Source organism: Enterococcus sp. 7E2_DIV0204, assembly GCF_002140855.1.
GTDB lineage: Bacteria > Bacillota > Bacilli > Lactobacillales > Enterococcaceae > Enterococcus_L > Enterococcus_L lemimoniae.
The window spans coordinates 1,637,213-1,660,422 of record NZ_NGKY01000001.1 but is presented as its reverse complement, the minus strand read 5'-3'; the positions used below and the strand labels follow the sequence as shown (position 1 = coordinate 1,660,422).

Below are 23,210 nucleotides of genomic sequence, written 5' to 3'. Positions count from 1 at the left end.
TTTGGTCCTAGCCATAAATATTTTTTGAGAGATATCGTTCTCCAGAATCTGGAAAAATAGTGACAATTGTACTGTTTTCGGGTAATGTCTTGCTTTCTTTAATGGCTGCAGCAAAAGCTGCTCCACTTGAGCTACCAACGAGTAGCCCAAATTTTTCTGCTAAAAGCCTTGTAAAATAGAACCCTTCTTCATCACGGATAGTATAAATTTTATCAATCGTTACATTCTCAAAGAACGTGGGGATAAACTCTACTCCGATCCCTTCAATTTCGTGTCCGTGAGCTGTTCCTCCATTTAAAATCGAGCCTTCTGGTTCTACTCCGATCGCACGAATTTGTGGGTTTTGATCTCTTAGATAGGCTGCAACTCCTGCAAACGTTCCCCCACTGCCGACTCCAGCAACGAAGCTTGTTAGTTGTCCTGAAAGCTCATTAAAAATTTCAGGTCCAAGTGTGTTGTAATAGGCTTTGGGATTTTCTTCATTTTCAAATTGTAACGGTAAATAACTGTTTGGGATCTCTTTTGCCAATTGTGTTGCTTTGTCGATTGCCCCTCTGATTCCTTTGGCTGTTGGTGTATGCACGATTTCTGCTCCTAGTGCTTTCATCAATTGTTGTTTTTCCAAACTAAATTTCTCGGGTACAACAAATAAAGTCTTGATGCCTTCCTTCACGCCTGCCAAAGCAATACCAATGCCTGTATTTCCAGCTGTTGGTTCAATGATTGTTGTTTCAGAAGTTATTTTTTCTTCTTGCAACGCACGGGTTAGCAAATGTTGCCCTAACCGATCTTTGATACTGCCCCCTGGGTTCAGGTATTCTAATTTAGCATAGATCTTACTCCCTTTTTGACCACCAAATCGAGCAGCATCAAACTTGAACATCGGTGTGTGTCCAATCAATTCCTGTACTTCATCAACTATCATGACTTCCTCCTATCGTTATTAACGATTATGACTGCGCCGTTGCAACAAAAAAAGAGGTACTGACTATTAAATCAGTACCTCTTGAACGTCAACTATAAACAGTTCACCTTTTCTTTACTAAAGTGACCTGAAACATTTAACTTTTCTAGATGGACTATTAATAGGCATGACAAATTGGTATGCTGCTTTTTCGCACCATACAACAACAGCATAAAACTGAACGTCTGTTGTTTGTCATGTCTTTTCCACTCCTCAAAATAAGTATACATGGAAGATATCACATCATTTTTCTGATGTCAATTTAAAAGAATCATCCTAAAAAAATTCGTACGACTAAATAACTGATTTGTTAACCGTACCATATTTTTCCTGTAATATACTCTTTTGATCCTATCAAAAAAAGCAGTTGCATTCATAGTTTCATAGTTCTCTTTTTTCGAAATAAAAAATACGTGGTGAGGGTTCTTCCACAATCCAATAATCGCATTAAATGTCTTTGGGCAAGATGGACTCCCTTATGCACCTTCTAGGCAATACACTAACTAAAAGAAATGCCACTACCTGTTATCTGCTACATCCATATTCGTTCTATTTATTACTTTTACTATATCAACTATTACTCTATCTGTTTTAGAAGTGATAGGTGATTGAACTGAACAATTGTCATAGTAAGAAATAAACCTGTTTGTGGTGATTGCCAACTCATTTCCCACACTGACTTTATTCCCTTTTCACCAACAACTGTATTAATTTTTCTCTAAAAAATATTGACAGCGCTTTCTTTATAGTGTATATTTGCTTTGTTAAATGGATAGTGATTATTAAGTTAAGCTAAACCTAAACAACGCCTTCAGTGGCTTTTGTTTAGGTTTTTTTTATTCTCAATCTCTTTCGTAAAGCTAAAGGAGGTCGAACAACTTGGAAATTCTAAAAATTTTAAATAATAATGTGATCATTGTCTTGAATGAAGAAAATGAAGAAGTCATTTTGATGGGCAATGGTTTGGGCTTTCAAATGAAAACAGGGGCAAAAGTTGATGTCGAAAAAATCGAGAAGGTTTTTAAGCTTGAAAACCAAGTCCAATCAGAACAGATTGAACAGCTTTTTGCAGAGATTCCAGAAGAAATCATTGAGATTTCGTATAAAATTTTATCACATGCAAGAATTGCTTTGGATAAAGAATTGAATGAATCATCTTTTATAGCGATTGCGGATCATTTAAACTCCTCGATTCAAAGAGCGAAAAAAAGTATTCAGGTGAAAAATTTTTTATTGTGGGATATCAAACGGTTTTTCCCAGCCGAATTAGAGATTGCTAGATCTGCAATTCAAATGGTTAATCAACAGTTACATGTTGACTTAACAGATGATGAGGCTGGTTTTCTAGCCTTACATATCACCAATGCTCAGATCGATAGTCATCACGAGGATGCAATCAGCCTTACTCAGTTGATTGAAGAAATCTTGACAGTTATCAAATATACGCTGCGAATCAGCTTTGCTGAAAATGATATCTATTTTCAACGCTTTATTACGCATTTGAAATTTTTTACGGAAAGAGTCTTGAAAAAAAATACTGGTAATAGTGCTAAAGATCAAATCGAAAGTGAGTTGTTTTTACTCGTTACTACACAGTATCCCGAAGCGTTTACGGCAACAAAGAAAGTCGCTGAATTATTAAAAAATCGACGGAACTATGCGATGTCAAAAGACGAACAAGCCTACATCACCATTCATTTAGCTCGAATCATCGATAAAACTAGTTAGTTGGAGAGTATTCTCTTTATCTAAAATCATTCCCAGAAAAGGAGCATAGGAAATCGTTGGCCTCAGGAAAGGCAATGGATCGTGACATTAAGTTGGCGAGACCTCTAAATAAAAAATAAATGAACATTTGGAGGAACGAAAATGGGTAAATATGAAGAACTTGCAAAAAAAATTGTAAAAGAAGTCGGAGGTAAAGAAAACGTCAATTCTTTGACAAATTGTATCACACGTCTACGCTTCAAATTAAAAGATGAAAGCAAAGCAAATACTGAAGTCTTAAAAAACATGGATGGTATTGTTACAGTCATGCAAGCTGGTGGGCAATATCAAGTGGTCATTGGCAATCATGTCCCTGATGTTCGTAAGGATGTAGATGCAGTGCTAGGTGTTTTAGAACCTGTGGCGGATGATGGAGCAAAAGGCAATTTGTTTGATCGATTTGTGGATATGATTTCTGGCATTTTCCAGCCTATTCTGGCACCATTATCTGCAGCAGGTATGCTAAAAGGGGTCAATGCAATTTTAGCCTTTGCCTTAGGTTCTAGTTTTTCGGGTAGCTCTACTTATGCACTCTTTAATGCAATGGGTGATGGTTTGTTCTTATTCTTGCCGATTTTTATTGGGTACACAGCAATGAAAAAATTTGGCGGTTCTCCTTTTTTAGGAATGATGATTGCTTCAAGCTTGGTTTATACAGGTTTTATTGATGGATCTGCGACCGCTACTTTTGCAGAAAGTGGTGGGTTGAATTTCTTTGGCATTCCGTTTTCGATCCCTGCTGCTGGATATGGCTCAACAGTGATGCCAATCATTGCATCCACAGCTTTTGCGGCTTTTCTTGAAAAACAATTAAGGAAAATCATTCCAGATGTGGTTAAACTATTTTTAGTCCCCTTTTTCACAGCTTTGATTACAGTTCCCTTGACCTTTTTGGTGATTGGACCAATTATGAATGTTGTAGCGGACGGACTTGGAAATGGGTTGCTTGCCGTTCAAGCGTTCAATCCAATCATCTTTGGTGCAATTGTAGGGTTCACTTGGCAAATCCTTGTTATGTTCGGGATGCATTGGGCACTTATTCCATTTGTCATTATTTCATTATCTCAAGGAATACCAACTTCTTTACTGACAGGTTCCGGCAGTGTCTCCTTCGCACAGACAGGGGCAGTTCTTGCTGTTATGCTAAAAACGAAAAATTTGCGCTTAAAAGAGTTATCTATTCCTGCTTTTATTTCTGGATTGTTTGGTGTTACTGAACCAGCTATTTACGGAATCACTTTACCGAAAAAGAAACCCTTTTGGGCATCTTGTATTGTAGGTGGTGTCACAGGTGCTATAGCTATGGGATTAGGTATTCAAGCTTATCAAATGGGCGGACTTGGTATTTTTAGATATACTTCAACAATTTCACCTGATGGCGATATGAAATATGCTATTTACAATATGATCTTAGATGCTTGCGCACTTGCAGCTGGATTTGGCTTAGCATGGATTTTAGGATTTAAAGATGATGAACCAACGATTCAACTATCAAAAGAAGAAGCAAAATTAGCCGCAACTGGACAAAAAAAGAAACTTACAAAAGATGAAGTTTTCTCTCCAGCAGAAGGCAAAGTCCTACCTTTGAGCGAAGCAAGAGACGCAGCATTTTCTGAAGGTATCATGGGCAAAGGGGTTGTGATCGAACCAACTGTTGGGGAAATCGTGGCACCATTTGATGGTACCGTGATGACACTTTTCCCGACAAAGCATGCCATTGGATTGATTTCGGACAATGGGACCGAGCTGTTGATCCATATCGGTATCGACACCGTTCAGTTAGATGGTGAAGGCTTTGAGGCGTTCGTTGAGCAAAATGCGAAAGTTAAAAAAGGGGATAAATTAGTGACTTTCGATATCCGTGCGATTGAAGAAGCAGGATACAGTACGCAAGTACCGATCATCGTTACAAATACTCCTGATTACGCTGATGTGATTGCAACTTCTGAAACCTCAACTAAACAAGGAGCTGTTTTGATTACTGCGATCATCGCAAAATAATCATTTAAACTACTACTAAATTTATTTACAAAGGAGTAAAAATCAATGAGTTTTCCAAAGAATTTTTTATGGGGCGGCGCAACAGCTGCCAATCAATGTGAAGGTGCCTGGGATCAGGATGGCAAAGGAGATTCTATTTGCGACCACAATCGTGCCGGAAGCCGTACCTCTAATACTCACCGCACTTTTGATCTAGAAATTGATACAGAACAGTATTACTATCCTAGCCACACAGCAATCGATTCATACCATCGTTATAAAGAAGATATTGCTTTATTTGCTGAAATGGGCTTCAAAGTCTATCGGATGTCGATTGCTTGGTCTCGGATTTTTCCTAATGGAGATGAAACGACACCTAACGAAGCAGGCTTACAATTTTACGATAATGTGTTTGATGAACTAGCTAAATATGGTATTGAACCGCTTGTAACGATCTCTCACTTTGAAATGCCGTTTCACTTAGGTAAGAAATATGATGGATTTTTAGATAAACGGACAATTGGTTTTTACGAAAACTATGCAACAACCCTATTTGAACGGTACAAAAATAAAGTGAAATATTGGCTGACATTCAATGAAATTAATTTTGGTACAATGGATCATGGTAAACGCATCAGTGGTCTATTCAATCGTGACTATACTGAAACCGAGCAATACCAAGCACTACACAATGTTTTTCTAGCTTCAGCAAAAGCAGTTGTTGCTGGACACAAAATCAATCCCGATTTTAAAATCGGTTGTATGCTAGCTTACATTACGATGTATCCTAAAACATGCCGACCAGAAGACGTTTTAAAAACGCAGCAAATCAATGAAAAATTTAACTTCTTCTGTGGAGATGTTCAGGTAAAAGGAAAATATCCCTATTTTATGAAACGTTATTTTGCCAAGAATAATATTCAAGTCGATATTACAGATGAGGATAAGACATTATTACAAGCAGGGACTGTTGATTATTATACGTTTAGCTATTACATGACCACTTGTATTACAGATGATTTAGAAAATCGCGATGATAAAACAGGAGGAAACCTATTTGGCGGCGTCTCCAATGAGTATCTAGAAACCAGTGACTGGGGTTGGCAAATCGATCCTGTCGGTCTACGGTATACTTTAAATCAAATTTATTCTCGTTATGAAGTTCCTTTAATGGTCGTAGAAAATGGACTTGGTGCCTTTGATAAAATAGAAGCAGATGGTTCGATCAATGATGATTATCGGATCGATTACTTCAAACGCCATATTATTGAAATGGAAAAAGCAATTGATGATGGTGTTGATTTGATTGGGTATACACCGTGGGGCTGTATTGACTTGATTAGTGCCGGAACAGGTGAAATGAGTAAGCGCTATGGGTTTATCTACGTCGATCGTGATGACGAAGGTAACGGAACACTTGAAAGAAGCCGCAAAAAATCATTCCACTGGTATAAACAAGTGATTGAATCAAATGGCGAAAATCTCGCCTAAATCACTCTAAGCTGAAAATCTTGAGCACATCAATTGTAATTACTACTAAATCTATTATCTTACAATCAAGGAGCGTGAATGACATGAAACAGCCAATAACATATATTTCAGTAACTGAACATGCTAAAGCCCAAATCGATTTCTACGTTGACGTTTTTCCAAATACTACTACTCAATCCATCATTTATTATGATGAAATATGCTGAACGCGTTTTAAATGGGCAACTAGATTTAAACGGAACGCCACTCTACTTTTTAGACATGAGACCAGAAAATCCAGTAACACCTGGTTTGCATCTTTCTTTGTATGTTGAATTGGATAGTGAAGCAGAATTGGATTAACTCTTTTCAACATTAGTTGCGGATGGATTTTTCATGATGGGACCAGAACCTGCTAGTATCTTCCAAAAGGGTACTTGGTTGACTGATCAATTTGTAATCACTTAGCAATTGGTATTTGTCGGTAAGTAAAAATACTACTACCTTGCTTAGCAAAAATAAGATAGCGCCATATTCAATATCAATTTTACTCTGAAAATCAATACACGGTTGCCAAAAGTCAACTTCTCCGGCAACCACGCAAAAAGCGAGCAATACAAAAAACGTGTTGTTCCCTTTTTGTATTGCTCAAACCTGATCGACTTTCGACTTGATTTCATTTTTGTATTCTTTTACTGACGCTTAAATTCAACTTCAGTCTCACCATAATGAACCATTATTCACTCGACCCTATCCTGAATAATCAAAGACGATTTGATAATACATTCCCCCCATCTTTTTCATCCGTGCTAAGAACCCTTGGTAAGTAACGTGTCTCTTTCTCGTTGATAACAGCTTGAAGCCAGATATCATCTGGATCAATTCGTTCGTTAAACATCTTGTCACTCGTTGTTAGTACAAATGAATTTGGATAAACTATACCTAATACGATCTATGACCACACGGGATCGCTTGGAACAAATCAAGCACATCAAACGATTTGATTTTAATGAGAAACAATAGTTAATAGTTTTTCTTGTAAAATTGTCAACTTCTCTACTTTTAGGCTGATGATACGCTGATCAATCGTGATATAGTTATTATGCGTCCATCATCATTTTCGCTAAAAATAAATAACCAAAAATGACGAATTTTCCACTTAAATGCCATTGACTCTTTTCTTCATCTGTTATCATAATACCTCCAATAAAATATAAAACAATCATAGCATTAAAGCGTTAAAGTCCGTACTAATACACTTTCTTCGTTTTTTAATCGTAAAACATTCTATAGTATTTATTTGATTATAAATTTAAACTACGTTAAACTTTTAAAAGAAAGTTCACTTTAATTTAAATTATTTTTAGTTGGAGTATCTAGTTTATAAAAAAGAGGGAGCGATAGTCGATGTGTACCAGTATTACGATGACAACAAAAGATCAACATGTTTTATTAGCTAGAACAATGGATTTTGCAGTTGTTTTAGAGGGTGAACCTACATTTATTCCACGGAACAAATTCGTATTCGTTAATGACGAAAGTTACGATCAGAAAAATGAATACGCCTTTGTAGGAATGGCACGGCAAGTGGATAAAGAACATTTTGTTTTTGCCGATGGTTTAAACGAAAAAGGACTTTCTTGCGCTGCTCTTTATTTTTCAGGTTACGCTGACTATAATAGCCAAGACACTGACAAAAAATATACCTTAGCACCTCATGATGTTGTCCCATTTTTACTTTCTACTTGTTCAAGCATTGAAGAAGTGACTCGCACCATGGAAAATGCTCAAGTTGAAAATACGGCGTTAGATTTCTTAGGAATCGTCTTACCTCTTCACTGGGTCATCACAGACAAAACCGGCAAAAGTATTGTCATTGAGTATACTGAACAAACCTTGCACATTCACGAAAATACTATTGGTGTTATGACGAATAGTCCAGACTACAAATGGCACACGACTAATCTAAGAAATTACATTGGTTTACAGCCTGAACAAAAAACAGAAGTTCATCTAAACGATATGGTGATGAAACCTTTTGGTGAAGGGACTGGTGCTTTTGGCCTTCCTGGTGATTTCACTCCACCATCAAGATTTGTCAGAGCGACTTTTTTAAAAGCCTGCTTACAAGATGTTCAAACTGAATTAGATGGGGTTACTTCAATGTTTCATGTGCTTGCTAACGTTGACATCCCTAAAGGTGTTGTAAAAACCACTCAGGCCTATGACTACACGCAATACACTGCTGTTATAGTCAATAGTTCACTGAATTATTATTATAAAACATACAATAATCAACGTATTCGTTGCATCGAATTAGCCAATGAAGATTTTGATGCCACTTCTGGAAAAATCTGGTCTAGTGGTGATTCGGAAGATATCTTGTACCGTAACAACAAAAAATAATTTATTTAATAAGAGAAAGAGACGGGTCTACTTTTAGATTTGTGCCTTCCTCTTATTCTTTATACACAAAACCCCATAAAAGGATAATTATTACCCTGAAAGGAGATTTAACAATAACTAAAAGAATTATGATTATTAGAGGAGTGATCAGCGGTACTACCACGACAACCAGACTAAGAATATAAAAGGAACCATCGGAATTTTGTTTGAGGTAATGGCGATTGATTCTAAAATAGAATAGCGACCGTTACAAATTACCAAAGACATGAACCGTAGACGTCAATCTGATTCTTTCAAAAGGTGCTAAAGAACGTATGCCACCATGGTCGTTTTAAGTGCCCATCTTGGTAAAAGCCTTAGTTTCTATGCTCATTGCTAGTGGTGCTACTGTAATGAGGAAAATGTTACGATTCTCTTCATATTCTGGGATTAAGTATTTTGAAACAATCAAAAAAACGGGCTAGCAAAATGATTCTATATCATGCTGCCTAATGGTACTAAAATCATTAAATCTTTCATGAAACAAACTAATATTGATTCACTACCAAGGATGAACGAAAAAGCCAATGAATTGAGCGCTAAATTTGTTATCTGGACGATGGTGGGTAGGGCTATCACGGCATAGGCAAAGCGGAATTGTTTGACTTCGCGGAATACGGCGGAGTAGAAACTTATTTAACCGACAATGTACAAGCGAATTTAAACTAAATCATCGGCTGATACCATTCGTATCCTATTGATTTACCGCTATTCCCAAACTCTTCAATTGAATAAAATAACAAATATCGTACTTCAGCAAATCAAAAAACATTCAAAAACGTTACAAGTTTTTGAATGTTTTTTGATTTATCTTCGCATTTTAGATACCTAGAGTCTATTTAGACATCCATTTTTCTACTAGCCATCCATTTGATCATTTCAGGATCAGCATGAGAGAAAAATTGGCTTTCCCCTTCATTCAAGGTGGCAATTGCTGCTTTGTCTTCTTCTGATAATTCAAAATCAAATACGGCTAAATTTTCAGCCATCCGCTCTGGTTTAACAGATTTTGCAAGTACAACAATCTCTTGTTCTAACAACCAGCGGACGATTACTTGAGCTACTGATTTTTGATATTTTTTGCCAATATTCGTTAAGAGCTCATTCGTAAAAATACCATTCTTACCTTCTGCAAAGGGCGCCCAAGCTTCTGGTATGATTCCTTCTGCTTTTAAAGCTTCGATGTTTTTGATTTGTTGGTTAAAAGGATTGATCTCGATTTGATTAACTTGAGGTACGACCTTATTGAATTCTGCCAAATCAACTGCTCGATCTACAGCAAAATTTGAAACGCCGATTGCACGGATTTTCCCTGCTGCTTGTAGTTCTTCCATAGCACGCCAAGCACCGTAAACATCATTATACGGTTGATGCAATAAAAGTAAATCCACATACTCTAAATTTAAACGGTCAAGCGAACGCTGAAAAGAAGCTTTTACTCCGTCATAAGAAACATTTTCTACCCAAATTTTTGTTGTAACAAATAACTCTTCACGTAAAATGCCTGAAGCTGCGATTCCACGTCCCACTGCCTCTTCATTTAGATACGATTGTGCTGTGTCGATATGACGATAACCGGCCTTTATTGCATCAATAACAGCTTGTTCAGCTTCTTGTGGGTTTGTGATTTGATACGTACCAAAACCTAAAATTGGGATTTCTACACCATTATTCAATGTGACTGTCTGCATTTGTCTTTCCTCCAGTTCTTTTTTATGCTAGTAAGTAACGAACAGCCTCACTATAAACTATGGAGTGAACTTCATAGCAAGCATTTATTTTTGATTATCATACGTTACGTTCCAAAGCTCCTCAAGATTATCGGATGTGGCTTCGCCAGATTTAAACTTAGCGATATGATCATCATAGGTATCAATTTTGTATTGTAGTAAATCTCTTGTTTGGGTCATCTCTGTTAGTTTTTCATTGATTTCCTGCAGTTGATCTCGCAAGATTTGTTTTTGCGCTTGCTCAACATTTCCATCAAGTTGAGCAAGTGTGGCAAATTCAATCAGAGATTCTATCGATACACCGGCATGACGAAGACTTTTGGCTAAATAAATCCAATTTAGATCCCTTGTCGTATAAACTCGGTAACCATTTTTATCCCGCTCGATCGGTGGAATAACCCCTACACGTTCGTAATAACGGATCGTGTCAGTTGTTAAACCAAACATTTCAGCTGCTTCTTTACTGTTCAACTAAATGACCTCCTTGTAACATTCATGACAAACTTGAAAAATCGTGGTTGATGATTTCTACCAATGTGAATGTATCATTCTCAAATTCAAATTTCAAAATACAACAATTGCTCAGCGCTTCTTGTTGATCGACTTGACTTGTATGAGCCCAATTCCGCATAAATTGACGACAAGATGCACCATGAGATACACCTAAAACCGTTTCACCAGCCTCTTGCATTACCTTCAGCAAGCTTTTTGAAACACGCTCCCTAAATTGAAACTCCTCTTCACCACCGTAAGCTACAAAGAAATCCCCATAAGGAAGTGTTGGATTCAGCGCTTCACTTTCCGATTCGAAACGACCGAAATTCCATTCTTTCATTCCTTTTACTCGTTTATAAGGCATGTCAGTGACATATTCCAGCGTATCACTAGCACGTTCTGACGTAGATGCGTAGGCGCTGTCAAATGTAATGTTATGATCACTAAAATACTTTCCTGCAATCTGGGCTTGCTTGATCCCTTTTTCTGTCAGTGGTGAATCGCACCAACCTTGGATTTTTTTTCGTTGATTGAATAATGTTTCGCCATGTCTCATCAAATATAATGTTTTTTTCATATAATTCAGCCCCATTTCTATTTGTTATGTTTATCATAAACCATGAAGTGGACTCTAAGGCAAGCAAAAAAAGCTGAACTTTTTTATTCAGCTCAACTCTTTTCTTTATTCAAGTAAATGATTTTCGTCGATCTTCATCACTAAACATTCAAGCCGTCGAACACGATCTTTATTCAATTCTGTCCAAGGATTTTTTTCACTCTTGGTAGCAGTCCGTTCCGCATTTTGCGCATACACACTTCTGCCCCATTCTCTTAATAGCTAGTAAATTGTTATTCTTTTCGGTACGTCTCACCTAGCTTCAATATCTCTTGCTTATGCTTTTCTTGTAAGTCAATCGGTGAGATAACTTTGACGCCATTACCGAACATCAATAAAAATGGTAAAAGCGTTTTTTGCTGATTAGCGTAGATAGTGACCTCTACATATGTATCCATAACTTGAATCTCATCATCTGTGTAATAGTCATATAATTTCCCAAGGTCTTCTTTTCTAAACCTTAATTGAACCAACTCTCCATTTGCTTCAGCAGGTTTTTGATTCATGTAATCAGCTGTTTCAAAAGTTGTTTGTTGGATTGTTAGTTGTCTTATTCTTGTGACTTTAAAATATCTACATGCTTTTCGAGCCTCACAATAGGAATAAATATACCAACTACCATTCATCAACATCAATTCATATGGATGAACCATTCGTTTTGTATGATCCCCCTTGTTATCTACATAATCAATCAGCAACTTTTTATTTTGCTTTAGCGCAAGATTGATACAATTGATTTTCTCCTTCGTCTCTGCTTCTATTTCAGGTCGGTGCATTGTAGGTGACTCAAACGAAAAGCGTGTTTTTACTTGTTGCCTTTTTTCTGTCGCCCCTTGCAACAGCTCAATTTTCTCTTTGATCATGTTTTGCTGATCCATGACACCAAAGAGACCTTCACTGACATTAAGAGCATTGATAAGCTCTTGTTTTTCTTCACCACTGTAAGTATGAGTTCTCAGTTTAAAAGAATGAACTAAAGAGAAGCCTCCGTTGCGACCTGAATGAGAAATAATAGGAAAACCGGCTAATTCAATTGTTTCGATATCTCTAAAGATAGTTCTTTTTGTTACTTCAAATCGTTGGGCTAATTGAGCTGTTGATACGATTTCATTATCTAAAAGTAGAACAATTATCGCTAGGATCCGCTCGATTTTTTTCATGCAAATGTCTCCTTAAAAAATAGTTTCTTCGCTCAGTAAGAGTAAAGGGATGAAACTAGCATGATCCCACCTAGTTTCATCCCACTATTAATCGATAAAAAACTCTTTTATTTCTCGTTCTGAATAAATGCTATTCTCGATATTTGACTGCCAAACCTTTTAAGAAGTTTCTTGCATAACGGTCACCACATTCTTTATAGTTCCGATGTCCTTCTTTTCTTAGAATCGCACTTAATTCACTATCAGAAACGTAGACACCCGCCAATCTTAGCACATCCAGCATATCATCACTTGTTAGAGCTAAAGCGATTTTTACTTTCTTCAACAATACATTATTAACATTACTTTGGCTGCTGATCAGAAAAGTTGGTTTAGGAGCCACACCATTTTTTACTGGTGGTTTCCCTCTTTTGTACGTAATCAATCCATTCAAGAAAGACTCCAATGTATGATTGTCGCAGATTGCATCTCTTGGAAGTTCATCTTCCTCATTCTGCTTCGTTAGTAATACTCTTAATTGATCTCTAGTGATTTCTAAATCGCCTAACTTAAAAATCTTGATCATATCTGTGTCTTTAATATCTAATGCATAACGCAAGCGAATCAGTATATCATTATTATTCATCTTTCTCCTCCAGAAAATAGCTCATTGTTTCTTTAGTATAAAGCTTTCTTTCAGAGAATGCATCTATTTGTTTGAATTTACCTATCTATCCTTTTTATGCTCCATGATAGACTGCTTCAATATTATAACCATCTGGATCAAGAATAAAAACAGCATAATAATGCGGGCCGTAGTCTGCTCGAATTCCAGGTTTACCATTATCAGTCCCACCGGCTTGTATAGCAGCTTGATAGAACGCAGCTACTTCTTCTTTAGATGCTGCACTAAATGCAAAGTGAATAAGCTTAGGCTCTCCTTCAACTATCCAAAAACCACCAGCAGGATCGCCGCTTTCAGTATCCTTCTTACCAAAGCTGACTGTAGTCCCAAAATCTAGCTTTACTTCGTTGCCTAACGGTGCTAATACTTCTTTGTAAAACTGTTTACTTCTTTCGATATCGCTTACATTTACTGAAAAATGATCCATCATAGTTCTTCACCGTACCTTTTATTTTTTTTATTCCTAAAACCAAAATACGAACTTACATTTTATATCAGTCTTTTTCACATATGCAAAAGAACCCAATACGGTATACCCCAATGTCATTAAGTTAAGGCAAAAAAGTAAATAATAGTTTCAAGTATAGCGCTTTTTTCTTATTAACTTGACTAATTTTATATTTTTGAGCAACACAAAAAAACGTCTTATATGGTATAGTCCGATTTATAATATTAGGCAATACGATATAAAAAACCAATAAATTTCTTTTTTGTTATATTTCTCTGGTCACTCCGATTCTTTCGTATGGGGAGGAGATATCTTCTTATCAAAATTTCTACATTGACGGTTTGATCAAGAAAAAATCTTTTACAAATGCCTATAGCTTGTGTGAAATTAATCTGATAGGATTGCTTTAAAGGAGCTGATAGTGCCGCTAGCTGAGCAATTTTCATTGAAAAGTTGTACATAATGAGGCGAGCATAAATTTCTTGAACAATAAACTCTAGTTTCTTTGAGTGGAATTGGTTTAATCCTAAGGCATACTTTAATTCTCTAAAGGAAGTTTCAATTCCCCAGCGCAAGTGATAAAGTTCTTTTAAATCTTCGCTTTTAAAAGTGAAGGAGTCAAGATTCGTGACTAAAGATTCATAGCTATCTTCACTCAACTTAATTCGAACGACCCTCAGACTAACAGGATAGCTTTCTTTGGAATTGGGTGGGAGATAATCAAAGTTCGCTTTTTTACGCAAAAATTGATAACTTTCGTCAGCTTTGATTTTATTGGTCTGTCTTCTTGTCAACCAAAGGTTAACCTCTTTATCAAATGTTCCTTTTTGAGGTAATCCAAGTCCTTTAAGAAGACCATTACTTTTGGTATCTTTCACTCGTATTATGAATTTTTGACCACTTTTTCTAATATGTTCGTACACGTTAAATGACTCATGACCACGATCTGCAATAATAATTGTCGGCTTTTCAAAAGTAAACTCATCAACCATTTGACACAAACTGCTCCGTTCGTCTAGCTGTCTAATTTTTTGAAAGTTTACCGATGCATAGTATTTATTTAATGGATCATATAGAGCATTGAGATGAAAAGAACCCACAATTTTGTCAAACTTTCCGATGGTATAATGAGATTCAGGATCGTTTTCATCATAAGGAATATTAATATCAGAGCCATCATGAGCCAATAGTTGGTCCCCTTTATATTGCTTGTTTTGGTTACTTGAAGGAATGGTTCGGTAGAAGAGTTGTTTGAAAGCTTCAATCTTTATTTTACTTCGAGCCTGTACAAATGCGGAAGCAGTTGGCGTTTGAAGTGTAAAATCAAAATAAGAGAGTAATTCACTAGAAAGACTTTGTCCACCGAAAGAGAGAATAATTTTGAGAGTTGTCTCAAAAGATAATTTTCTATTTCGTGAAAAATCAAGCGGAGATTGAGCAAAAATTTCAGGCTGATCTGTAATAGAATGAATATGATGTTCTAAATTTTGTTTTATTTCGTGAGAAGTTTGAAGAGTTTTTGATTTTTTGCTATTATTAGACAATAAGGACACCTCCAGAATACGTAACGCTATGACGTTTTATTATTGCTAAAATAATTGTATCAAGAGTGTGTCCTTTTACATAGAAAAAATGTATGTACAGAGTGTGTAATGGAATAAAATTAAGTTGTAGTTTAAGTGATCTTTAAGAGTAAGTACTCGAGCAATAACAAATACCCCTCTAGGAGACATGTCTTTTTGAGGGGTATCTGTTTGCCACTTGTTCTACAAGAGTCACTTTTTTATTTTTGACTTGTTATATTTTAGAACTTAGTAGGGTTATTTTTTTTAGAAAGTTCTCTCTCTTTAATTCATTTGTCCTCCTGACAAAAGCTAAAGAATCATGTCTTTTGGTTCTTATACCACACATTTTTAAAATTTGTTTATTTAATATCTTTCCATAGTCTTTTTGTATAAATCTCGCGTATAAATTTGGGGAATCATGTGTATTTATTATCCAGGCATTTTTACCTTTTAACAATCCTACAGGCATAATTCCTTTATATTTGTAAGCAAAGTCCTTAGCAAAGACCCTATCAATGAAGCCTTTTAAAATAGCTGGCATACTATTCCACCAAATAGGGAAAATAAAAATAATAAAATCCGCTTGTTTGATTAAATTTCTATACTTTTCTGTTTCCGTGTCTAGATATAAGTTTCGACGCTTTACTTCTTTATCAAAATATAAAACTGGATTAAATTCTTCTTTGTAAAGGTCTATTACTTTTACAGTATGAGATACATCAATACCTTTTAAAACAGCATTCTTTATTGCATAATTAAATCCATTTTTATTAGGATAAGCATAAACTACTAAAATATTCACAAAAACCCTCCTCATTTTTTATAAGTTAAAAACTATTTTTAATTTTAATGATTTAGTAGACAAATAAAATTATAGCACCTAGACTATAGTCTAGGTCAAGCATAAAAGCAAGAAGGGCAACTACAATGGTTTATTCAATAGAAGAAGTAGCTAAAATGACAGGTATGAGTATACACACTATTAGGTTCTATGAAAGAAAAGGATTAATATCTCCTTGCAGAAACGAACAAAACAATAGAATATTTAATGATAATGACTTATCTAAATTACAAATGATAAAGAATTTCAAAAGGATTGACACTCCTCTTGAAGAAATCAAAAATTTTTTCTCTTTATTTGAGGATTCAAATAGTAACGAAAAAAAACTACAATTTTTGTTATCTGAAAGAAAAAAACTCGATATACAGCTTCAAAATATTCAAGCGAGGAAAATTTTTCTAGAAAATATTATAAAAGAATGCTATGACTATGAGCAATAGAAAATCCCCCAATTAAGCAATGCGATATAAAAAACCTCCAAACTTCTTCTTCACCAAGTTCCTTCGGTCCCTCCGATTCGGTCTTATAGGGAGAAGATATTTTTTTATCAGTAGTTCTACATTAACAGAGTGACAAAGGAAAAATCGTTTGCAAATACCTATAGCTTGCGTAAAATTTATCTGATAGGATTGGTTTAAATGATCAGGTACAGTTACTACCAAAGCGATTCCCATTGAAAAATTGTACATGATGAGTCGAGCATAAATTTCTTGAATGATAAAGTCCAGCTTCTTTGAGTGGAAGTGGGTTAACCCTAATGCGTATTTTAATTCTCTAAAAGAAGTTTCAATCCCCCAACGTAAATGATAAAGATTTTTTAAGTCTTCACTTGAGAAACTGAATGAATCAAGATTTGTCACTAAAGATTCTTAATAGTCTTCACTCAATTTGATTCTAACCACTCTAAGATTGATAGGATAACTTTCTTTAGATTGAAGAGGGAGGTAATCAAAACTTGCCGTTTTACGTATATACTGATATCGTTTGTCTGCTTTTACTTCATTTGTACGTCTTCTTGTTAATTGAAGGGTCAATTCTGTATCAAAAGGCCCCTTTGAAGGCAATCTAAGTCCTTTAAGAAGCCCGTTGCTCTTTGTGTCTTTCACTCGGATTAAGAATTTTTGACCACTTTTTTTGATGTGCTCGTACACGTTAAACGATTCATATCCACGATCTGCAATAATGATTGTTGGATTTGTGAAATTAAACGCATCCACCATTTGACATAGGCTTTGCCGCTCATCTAATTTTTTGTTTTTTTGAAGGTCCACTGATACATAGCGTTTATTCAAAGGATCATATAAAGCATTCAAGTGGAGTAAACTCATATGTTTTCTAAACTTTCCAGCAATGTGATGAGTGTCAGAGTCAGATTTGTTGTAAGGAATGTTGATATCAGAACCATCGTGGACTAGTACTTGATAACCTTTATAATGTTTATTTTTTGACCCCAGAGGGTTTGTTTGATTAAACAGCTGTTCAAATGCTTTTAGTTTAATCTTGCTTCGGGCTTGTATAAATGCAGATGTAGTCGGGGTTTGTAACGAGAAATCAAAATGCGAGAGTAGCTCACTAGCAAGACTTTGTCCTCCGAAAGAAAGGATAATTTTAAGTGTTGTTTCAAAAGATAACTTTCTACTCCGAGAAAAATCAGTGGGAGATTGAGCAAAAATTTCAGGTTGATTTGTAATACAGCGGATTTGATCTTCTAAATTTTGTTTGATTTTATGTGCTGTTGGAAGTGGGGATGAAATTTTGATAGTATTAGACAATGAGGACACCTCTAGAATACTTAACGCTATGACGTTTTATTATTGCTAAAATAATTGTATCAAGAGAGTGTCCTTTTACATAGGAAAAAGCAGGAAAGCCTAAATGTTTTCCTGCTTTTTTCTTAACTTAATGACATTGAAGTGTACCCTATTGAACTTTTTTCAAAACGAAAAAGCTCCATGATGTCATTTTTCTTTTTAAATGGCATAGATTTTATATCGATAAATGACACAAGTGTATATTGTACTGAGAATAACTGCTATTTAGTTAGGTATATTCCGTTATTTTTCCAAATATCCCAAAAGAAATTTTGCCATTTAAATTAAAAAACGACAACTATTGATCACTAGTATTTTACCATAAAGAGAAATTTATTTTATCTAATTATAAAAAGAAGTTGATTTAAAGGGGAATCAACTTCTTTTTATGCTTTTAAAGTCAGACATTTGTCTAACTGTTGTTATACATCAGTATTTATTTACAACCAAACTTAACTCACAAAAACCCTCTAAATCAGCACTTGTAGAAGTAAATGATAGCTATACCCTATTGAACTTTCGTCAAACGAAAAAGCACCATGATTGTGTCATGATGCTTTTTTCTTAATTCGTTAAATACGCATATCTTAATATTGGTAAAATTCCAGAAATAACCAGTAAACTAGCTACAATAATCACAAAAATAATTATCTTTTTCTGAGTTTTATTCATAATTTTTTTATTTACAAGAAAGATTAAACCGATAATTAATAATATTAAAAATACTAGAAAAAGATATACTTTCCACATTATACGATTACCTCCTTCTTATTGTTTTGTTTAGGGAATATCTAAATGTGTTTGTAAATTGTTCCCACTAATAACAGCTCTAAGTCTATATGTACTTCCTGCCGGGAACCCTTTCCAAGCAATACTAAAACTTCCTGGCAATTTAGCTTCTCTACTATTATAAGTCAATTTCCCTGGACTTACTGACCAGCCAAAACTATTTGCCCAAGCATCGTATGCTCTTGTTATTTTTTTATCTTTAACAGTTATCCCAAAATCAATGTTTTTGGGAATCCAGTCCTAAAAAATTGAAGTAGAAAATTAGAGAGTAAGGTCATCTGTTAATAACTTTACTCTCTAATCTTAGTATCTTTTACATTCTATTTGTTAATTAGCTTTCCACTCTCATCAAATATATATTTAGTTCCATCAATACTATATTCTCCTGTTACCAATTTACCAGTTTCAGAGCCATAGTATCGATTACCACTTAATTCTATCCAACTACTCCTGTACATAGCTCCATTTTTATCGAAGTTATAGCGTTTTCCATCTATCCATGTATATCCTGTCGCTAACGATCCATCACTTGTACTATAATACTTATATTTATCTGAACTTGTCCAAGCATTTTTATACATAGCCCCATTTTTATCGAAATTATAACGTTTCCCATCTATCCACTGGAAGCCCAAAGCTTTACTTCCATCAGAAAAATAGTAATAATGGTATGATCCATTATAATACCATCCTCTTCTTTTTCCATCTATCCAATATTTAACAACATTAAATTTCTCATTATTTATTCTTGTACCAAAATTATAATTTGTACTCCCGTAAGCATGCACAGCCAAAATTTGCTGTTGGTTATTATATATGCCACTACCACTAGAACCACCTTTTGAATCTAAAGTATAATAAACATTGTTATCTGAAGTACTCGAAATATTACCTGTTTGGGTTCCCATTTTTTATTCAAATCCCCGTGATATCCAGACAATGTTATCGGACTATTCATAGCAGTAGTTAATCCAAATCAGCCCACAGAATCCCCTAAATTTCTATCTAATTTTATAGCTCCAATATCATGCTCTGAACTTTTCTTATCAGACCAGCCTGATACGGTCATTAATTTTTTGGCATATCCAACTCCGTAAGGGGCATAATTGCCATTATATCCTGGATAAACAGCGACTGTCGTAGCAAAGCCTCCGTCTTCTTTACTATAAATACAATGCCCAGCAGTCAATACTGTATCAGAAGACACTAAATCTCCACTACCTATATAACTAACTCCATTTGGAAATGTCATTACTAAAAATACAACTTTTTTATACGGATTTATTGTCGTATCAAAAACAATTTTCCTATCATCGCTTCCTATAGTTGATTCTGTACTAACCTCAGATTCAAAATTTTCTCTATCTGAAATAGGTTTTGCATCTGCCGGTATATCAGGAATGAGGCCTTGTTCAGGTACACTATTCCGATCCACGGCGTTTATCGATATATCTACTCCCTTTTCTTGTGAAAAAAACTCTTCAATTGCTCCATCATCATAAACTATGTCTAAGTCACTTTGAGCGTATACATCCTTGTTTGCAATGATAAATGCAAATAACACTCCACCAAACAATATTTTCCACTTTTTCATATCCTAATTTTTGAAAGCTATAATTTGAGATTCTAACTCTTTCTCCCAGGTACTAACTCGGCCATATCCCAAAATTACAATTTTGACCTCATTCCTCACCTTATTTATGATAGTACGATATGACAGTCTTACAAGCCTTATTTTACCACACCAAACAAACCCTATCATTACTTATAAGTTTTGATAGTATTTATTTAAGAAAAAAGTGGAAGTTCTCCACTCTTTTAATTGACTTCGGATTTATATACATAAAAAATATCAATTGTTTTTCACTTCAAAAGAACCAATTTCTTTTACGCTCTCCCCAGTGAGATTATCTATCTCATCAATTTGAACTCTATAAGTAGTCTCCATATCTAATGCACTCAAATTAAACGATATTTTAAATTCTCCTGTTTTCGGATTCCAACTAACCATGTTCAATTCTTGATTTACATTGACACCATTTTTGAAAAGATTCGATGAATACATCTTTTTAGGTAACGCTAAATGGTCCTCAGGATCTGCTAGCTCTATAGGTGCTTTGAAACGAGCTATAGTTTGTAAAGCATCACTTTTTACTTTAATATCTGTAACTTGATCTATATTTTTTATTTGTGGTGTTTTTGTAGTTGTTATCGGTTTATGTTCAATATCAAAACTCCAATCACCCTCGTACTGTATAACATTTGGCACCGAAAAAGCTGGACTATTTTCTTCCATCGCTTCAACCATTACCGTTTGAAACTGTTCATAATCTTGCCATGAAAGTTCATAGATATGTAACGTCAGCTTTGCATTATCTGAAACTTTGTCTCTTGAAAAATTGGCAGTGCCAGTTCCATAAAGTTTATTTCCTTCTAAGCGAAACGTTGAACCAGCACCCCCACCTCCAATTAGATCTTCCGTATTTCCTTCTTCGAATAAACCAAAACGAATATGTTGCATGGTTGGTCCACCTTTTATTAGAGGGTTTTCTGTGGCGATTTTACTGTTTTTCTCTATAAGCAAACGTAATTCATCGTCTATTTCCAATTCATAATCAAACGCTATTTTCGTAGGTGTTGAAACAAATTTTGTTAATTTGATTTCGCGTCCATTCTGAATACTAGAGAGATTAATCTTTGTTGCGATATCCTTTTCTTCTATAGCTTGTACAGCAGGATCTCTACTGATTCCAAACAACTCTTCCATTGCACCACTAATAGGCGTTTTAAAAGAGAGTATCAAGAGACCCGTGGCAGCCGCTACTAAAGTAAACATCAACACTTTTTTTTGAAAATTTCTTTGAACTACCTTTTTATGTTGAATAAATTGTCCATTTAAGATATCTTCTCGATTCTTGTTAATTTTTTTCATGGCACTTGCTGGTATTTTCATTTCATCCTGTATTTTTTCTAACATTTTCTTATCCATTATATTCCTCCTCCAATAAGTATTTCAACTTTGTCTTACCCCTAGCTACTCTCGTCCTCACTGTATTTGGAGAAATAGCTAATTGTTCAGCAATCTCTTTATAGCTAAATCCAGCATAATAATGTAAAACAAGAGGTATTTTATGCTCTTCTGACAATTTATTGAGTGCCTCTGACAAAGGCTCAAATCTATTTTTGTCAAACCATATTTGACTATGTTTTTCTTCAATTTCAATTTCTTCCACTCTGCGTCGTAAAATATTTTTTGCCTTATTAATCATGATTCGAAAGAACCACGTATTAAATGTATTATCTTTCTTTAATTGATTTATACTTTGCCAAGCTTGAATTTCTGTTTCTTGTATACAATCAACTACATCGTTCTCATTTTTTAGTAGCTTATATGCTGAATTGTATAGAACAATTTGATAGTTTTCACACAATTGAATAAATGCGGAAGCATCTCCTTTCTTCGCTTTTTTTACTAAATCCAAGTTCACATCTATTTTCAAAAGACACCTTCTTTCTCACCTATATCTATTTGACACTTTTTTTAATCAAATCGTTTCACTGAAACATAGTTTTTCATCAAAATTTAATAAAGTGAACATTACAAATCACAAAAAAGTGATCTCGCTTCATCTACGAAAAATCACTTTTAACTCCTTACTTATCACATTCTGTTTCTAGAATATGCCTATACCTAAAACGAATGTTTTTGGCAGAAGAAAAAAAGCATCATGAAAATTTCATAATGCCTTTTTACTTTTTGTTTCAGAGCGTTTATACTTCTGTCTAGTATATTAGATACTATAAATTTATGAAAACTCTCTTTAAATCTTTATAGTGCTTCTTTAAGATTAGTTAATTAAACTAACATAGTTTTTATTTGCTGATACGTATCCTTGATCTGTCACTAAACGCGGCCATCCATCTTTACTAAAGATAATACCTTGAACGGTCAAAATTGTTCCTTTTTTTATTTGTACTGATTGAGTATTGCTTGCGAAAATATCTTTATCATTATAACTCCAAATATCTTGTTTAACTTCTACTTCTCCAATATTCGTTACATACTGATCAATATTATCAATCGTTGGCTTCACATAATTTTTATTTGCTGATACATACCCTTGATCTGTTACTAGGCGTGGCCATCCATCTTTACTAAAAATAATTGATTTCACTTCAATCATTGTATCTTTAGGAATTTGAATTACTTGAGTTTCAGCAGAAAATGTATCTTTATCACTATACACCCAAATATTTTCTTTCGTTACTAGTCTTTGTGCTATTGTTATATAGTCATCGATATTTCCGAGTACTGGTTTTACATAGTTTTTATTTGCTGATACATACCCTTGATCTGTTACTAGACGCGGCCATCCATCTTTACTAAAAATAATTGATTTCACCTCAATCATGGTATCTTTAGGAATTTGAACTACTTGAGTTTCAGCAGAAAATGTATCTTTAT

Annotated in this window: 23 protein-coding genes and 1 pseudogene; 6 read left to right on the top strand and 18 right to left on the bottom strand. The window is 34.8% G+C overall.

Annotated elements, in window-relative coordinates:
• Positions 1–7: 7 nt before the first annotated feature.
• Positions 8–925 (bottom strand): PLP-dependent cysteine synthase family protein, encoded by a 918-nt coding sequence (locus tag A5819_RS07705; RefSeq protein WP_086278134.1) that lies wholly within the window; start codon positions 923–925, stop codon positions 8–10.
• A 918-nt stretch (positions 926–1,843) separates the two neighbouring features.
• On the opposite strand from A5819_RS07705, the gene licT reads away from it, so the two are divergent.
• The 4 genes from licT (at position 1,844) to A5819_RS07685 (ending at position 6,544) form a co-directional block, all read left to right on the top strand.
• Entirely contained in the window at positions 1,844–2,692 is an 849-nt protein-coding gene (gene licT, locus A5819_RS07700; protein ID WP_086278133.1) for a BglG family transcription antiterminator LicT, read from the top strand.
• Positions 2,693–2,833: 141 nt separating this feature from the next.
• Positions 2,834–4,732: a beta-glucoside-specific PTS transporter subunit IIABC gene (locus tag A5819_RS07695; protein ID WP_086278132.1), complete on the top strand. Its 1,899-nt coding sequence runs from the start codon at positions 2,834–2,836 to the stop codon at positions 4,730–4,732.
• Between the two features lie 45 nt (positions 4,733–4,777).
• Positions 4,778–6,202, top strand: coding sequence for a glycoside hydrolase family 1 protein (locus A5819_RS07690; RefSeq protein WP_086278131.1), 1,425 nt, complete (start codon positions 4,778–4,780; stop codon positions 6,200–6,202).
• A 120-nt stretch (positions 6,203–6,322) separates the two neighbouring features.
• On the top strand, positions 6,323–6,544 hold the full coding sequence (locus tag A5819_RS07685) for a hypothetical protein (protein WP_086278130.1): 222 nt from the start codon (positions 6,323–6,325) through the stop codon (positions 6,542–6,544).
• Between the two features lie 400 nt (positions 6,545–6,944).
• Here the strand turns inward: A5819_RS07685 and A5819_RS19750 are convergent, their stop codons facing one another.
• On the bottom strand, positions 6,945–7,079 hold the full coding sequence (locus A5819_RS19750) for a hypothetical protein (protein ID WP_254907243.1): 135 nt from the start codon (positions 7,077–7,079) through the stop codon (positions 6,945–6,947).
• A 509-nt stretch (positions 7,080–7,588) separates the two neighbouring features.
• On the opposite strand from A5819_RS19750, the gene A5819_RS07680 reads away from it, so the two are divergent.
• Positions 7,589–8,587, top strand: a complete 999-nt coding sequence (locus A5819_RS07680; protein WP_086278129.1) for a linear amide C-N hydrolase — start codon at positions 7,589–7,591, stop codon at positions 8,585–8,587.
• 878 nt (positions 8,588–9,465) lie between these two features.
• Here A5819_RS07680 and A5819_RS07675 read toward each other — a convergent pair.
• From A5819_RS07675 to A5819_RS07640, 9 genes are all read right to left on the bottom strand, one after another.
• Positions 9,466–10,317 (bottom strand): aldo/keto reductase, encoded by an 852-nt coding sequence (locus A5819_RS07675; protein WP_086278127.1) that lies wholly within the window; start codon positions 10,315–10,317, stop codon positions 9,466–9,468.
• Positions 10,318–10,401: 84 nt separating this feature from the next.
• Positions 10,402–10,827, bottom strand: a complete 426-nt coding sequence (locus tag A5819_RS07670) for a MerR family transcriptional regulator (RefSeq protein ID WP_086278126.1) — start codon at positions 10,825–10,827, stop codon at positions 10,402–10,404.
• A 22-nt stretch (positions 10,828–10,849) separates the two neighbouring features.
• Entirely contained in the window at positions 10,850–11,428 is a 579-nt protein-coding gene (locus A5819_RS07665; RefSeq protein WP_086278124.1) for a histidine phosphatase family protein, read from the bottom strand.
• 105 nt (positions 11,429–11,533) lie between these two features.
• Positions 11,534–11,665, bottom strand: coding sequence for a hypothetical protein (locus A5819_RS19745; RefSeq protein ID WP_254907242.1), 132 nt, complete (start codon positions 11,663–11,665; stop codon positions 11,534–11,536).
• A 35-nt stretch (positions 11,666–11,700) separates the two neighbouring features.
• Positions 11,701–12,627, bottom strand: coding sequence for a YafY family protein (locus A5819_RS07660; protein WP_086278122.1), 927 nt, complete (start codon positions 12,625–12,627; stop codon positions 11,701–11,703).
• 130 nt (positions 12,628–12,757) lie between these two features.
• Positions 12,758–13,252: a DUF1456 family protein gene (locus tag A5819_RS07655; protein ID WP_086278120.1), complete on the bottom strand. Its 495-nt coding sequence runs from the start codon at positions 13,250–13,252 to the stop codon at positions 12,758–12,760.
• 94 nt (positions 13,253–13,346) lie between these two features.
• A complete protein-coding gene (locus tag A5819_RS07650) occupies positions 13,347–13,721 on the bottom strand; it encodes a VOC family protein (protein ID WP_086278118.1) in 375 nt (124 codons plus the stop codon).
• 242 nt (positions 13,722–13,963) lie between these two features.
• On the bottom strand, positions 13,964–15,283 hold the full coding sequence (locus A5819_RS07645) for an IS4 family transposase (protein WP_086278116.1): 1,320 nt from the start codon (positions 15,281–15,283) through the stop codon (positions 13,964–13,966).
• A gap of 253 nt (positions 15,284–15,536) precedes the next feature.
• Positions 15,537–16,106 (bottom strand): NAD(P)H-dependent oxidoreductase, encoded by a 570-nt coding sequence (locus tag A5819_RS07640; RefSeq protein ID WP_086278115.1) that lies wholly within the window; start codon positions 16,104–16,106, stop codon positions 15,537–15,539.
• A gap of 125 nt (positions 16,107–16,231) precedes the next feature.
• On the opposite strand from A5819_RS07640, the gene A5819_RS07635 reads away from it, so the two are divergent.
• Entirely contained in the window at positions 16,232–16,585 is a 354-nt protein-coding gene (locus tag A5819_RS07635; protein WP_086278113.1) for a MerR family transcriptional regulator, read from the top strand.
• A gap of 12 nt (positions 16,586–16,597) precedes the next feature.
• Here A5819_RS07635 and A5819_RS07630 read toward each other — a convergent pair.
• From A5819_RS07630 to A5819_RS07600, 7 genes and pseudogenes are all read right to left on the bottom strand, one after another.
• A pseudogene (locus tag A5819_RS07630) lies at positions 16,598–17,917 on the bottom strand (IS4 family transposase).
• 819 nt (positions 17,918–18,736) lie between these two features.
• Entirely contained in the window at positions 18,737–18,967 is a 231-nt protein-coding gene (locus A5819_RS20075; RefSeq protein ID WP_369596911.1) for a DUF5626 family protein, read from the bottom strand.
• A gap of 98 nt (positions 18,968–19,065) precedes the next feature.
• Positions 19,066–19,653, bottom strand: a complete 588-nt coding sequence (locus tag A5819_RS19740; RefSeq protein ID WP_254907241.1) for an N-acetylmuramoyl-L-alanine amidase family protein — start codon at positions 19,651–19,653, stop codon at positions 19,066–19,068.
• A gap of 68 nt (positions 19,654–19,721) precedes the next feature.
• Entirely contained in the window at positions 19,722–20,339 is a 618-nt protein-coding gene (locus A5819_RS18930; RefSeq protein ID WP_254907240.1) for a serine protease, read from the bottom strand.
• 258 nt (positions 20,340–20,597) lie between these two features.
• On the bottom strand, positions 20,598–21,734 hold the full coding sequence (locus tag A5819_RS07610) for a hypothetical protein (RefSeq protein WP_086278109.1): 1,137 nt from the start codon (positions 21,732–21,734) through the stop codon (positions 20,598–20,600).
• Complete coding sequence (locus A5819_RS07605) at positions 21,727–22,245, bottom strand: RNA polymerase sigma factor (RefSeq protein ID WP_086278108.1); 519 nt, start codon at positions 22,243–22,245, stop codon at positions 21,727–21,729. The genes A5819_RS07610 and A5819_RS07605 overlap by 8 nt, the downstream gene beginning before the upstream one ends.
• A 348-nt stretch (positions 22,246–22,593) precedes the next feature.
• Positions 22,594–23,210: DUF5776 domain-containing protein (locus A5819_RS07600; RefSeq protein ID WP_254907239.1), on the bottom strand; the 617-nt coding region annotated here is incomplete at its 5' end.

Bases quoted from the DNA above. Each gene is read 5' to 3' on its own strand.
- A5819_RS07705 (WP_086278134.1), bottom strand. From the start codon at position 925: ATGATAGTTGATGAAGTACAGGAATTGATTGGACACACACCGATGTTC.
- A5819_RS07695 (WP_086278132.1), top strand. From the start codon at position 2,834: ATGGGTAAATATGAAGAACTTGCAAAAAAAATTGTAAAAGAAGTCGGA.
- A5819_RS07690 (WP_086278131.1), top strand. From the start codon at position 4,778: ATGAGTTTTCCAAAGAATTTTTTATGGGGCGGCGCAACAGCTGCCAAT.
- A5819_RS07685 (WP_086278130.1), top strand. From the start codon at position 6,323: ATGCTAAAGCCCAAATCGATTTCTACGTTGACGTTTTTCCAAATACTA.
- A5819_RS19750 (WP_254907243.1), bottom strand. From the start codon at position 7,079: ATGTTTAACGAACGAATTGATCCAGATGATATCTGGCTTCAAGCTGTT.
- A5819_RS07680 (WP_086278129.1), top strand. From the start codon at position 7,589: ATGTGTACCAGTATTACGATGACAACAAAAGATCAACATGTTTTATTA.
- A5819_RS07675 (WP_086278127.1), bottom strand. From the start codon at position 10,317: ATGCAGACAGTCACATTGAATAATGGTGTAGAAATCCCAATTTTAGGT.
- A5819_RS07665 (WP_086278124.1), bottom strand. From the start codon at position 11,428: ATGAAAAAAACATTATATTTGATGAGACATGGCGAAACATTATTCAAT.
- A5819_RS07660 (WP_086278122.1), bottom strand. From the start codon at position 12,627: ATGAAAAAAATCGAGCGGATCCTAGCGATAATTGTTCTACTTTTAGAT.
- A5819_RS07655 (WP_086278120.1), bottom strand. From the start codon at position 13,252: ATGAATAATAATGATATACTGATTCGCTTGCGTTATGCATTAGATATT.
- A5819_RS07650 (WP_086278118.1), bottom strand. From the start codon at position 13,721: ATGATGGATCATTTTTCAGTAAATGTAAGCGATATCGAAAGAAGTAAA.
- A5819_RS07635 (WP_086278113.1), top strand. From the start codon at position 16,232: ATGGTTTATTCAATAGAAGAAGTAGCTAAAATGACAGGTATGAGTATA.
- A5819_RS19740 (WP_254907241.1), bottom strand. From the start codon at position 19,653: ATGGGAACCCAAACAGGTAATATTTCGAGTACTTCAGATAACAATGTT.
- A5819_RS18930 (WP_254907240.1), bottom strand. From the start codon at position 20,339: ATGAAAAAGTGGAAAATATTGTTTGGTGGAGTGTTATTTGCATTTATC.
- A5819_RS07610 (WP_086278109.1), bottom strand. From the start codon at position 21,734: ATGGATAAGAAAATGTTAGAAAAAATACAGGATGAAATGAAAATACCA.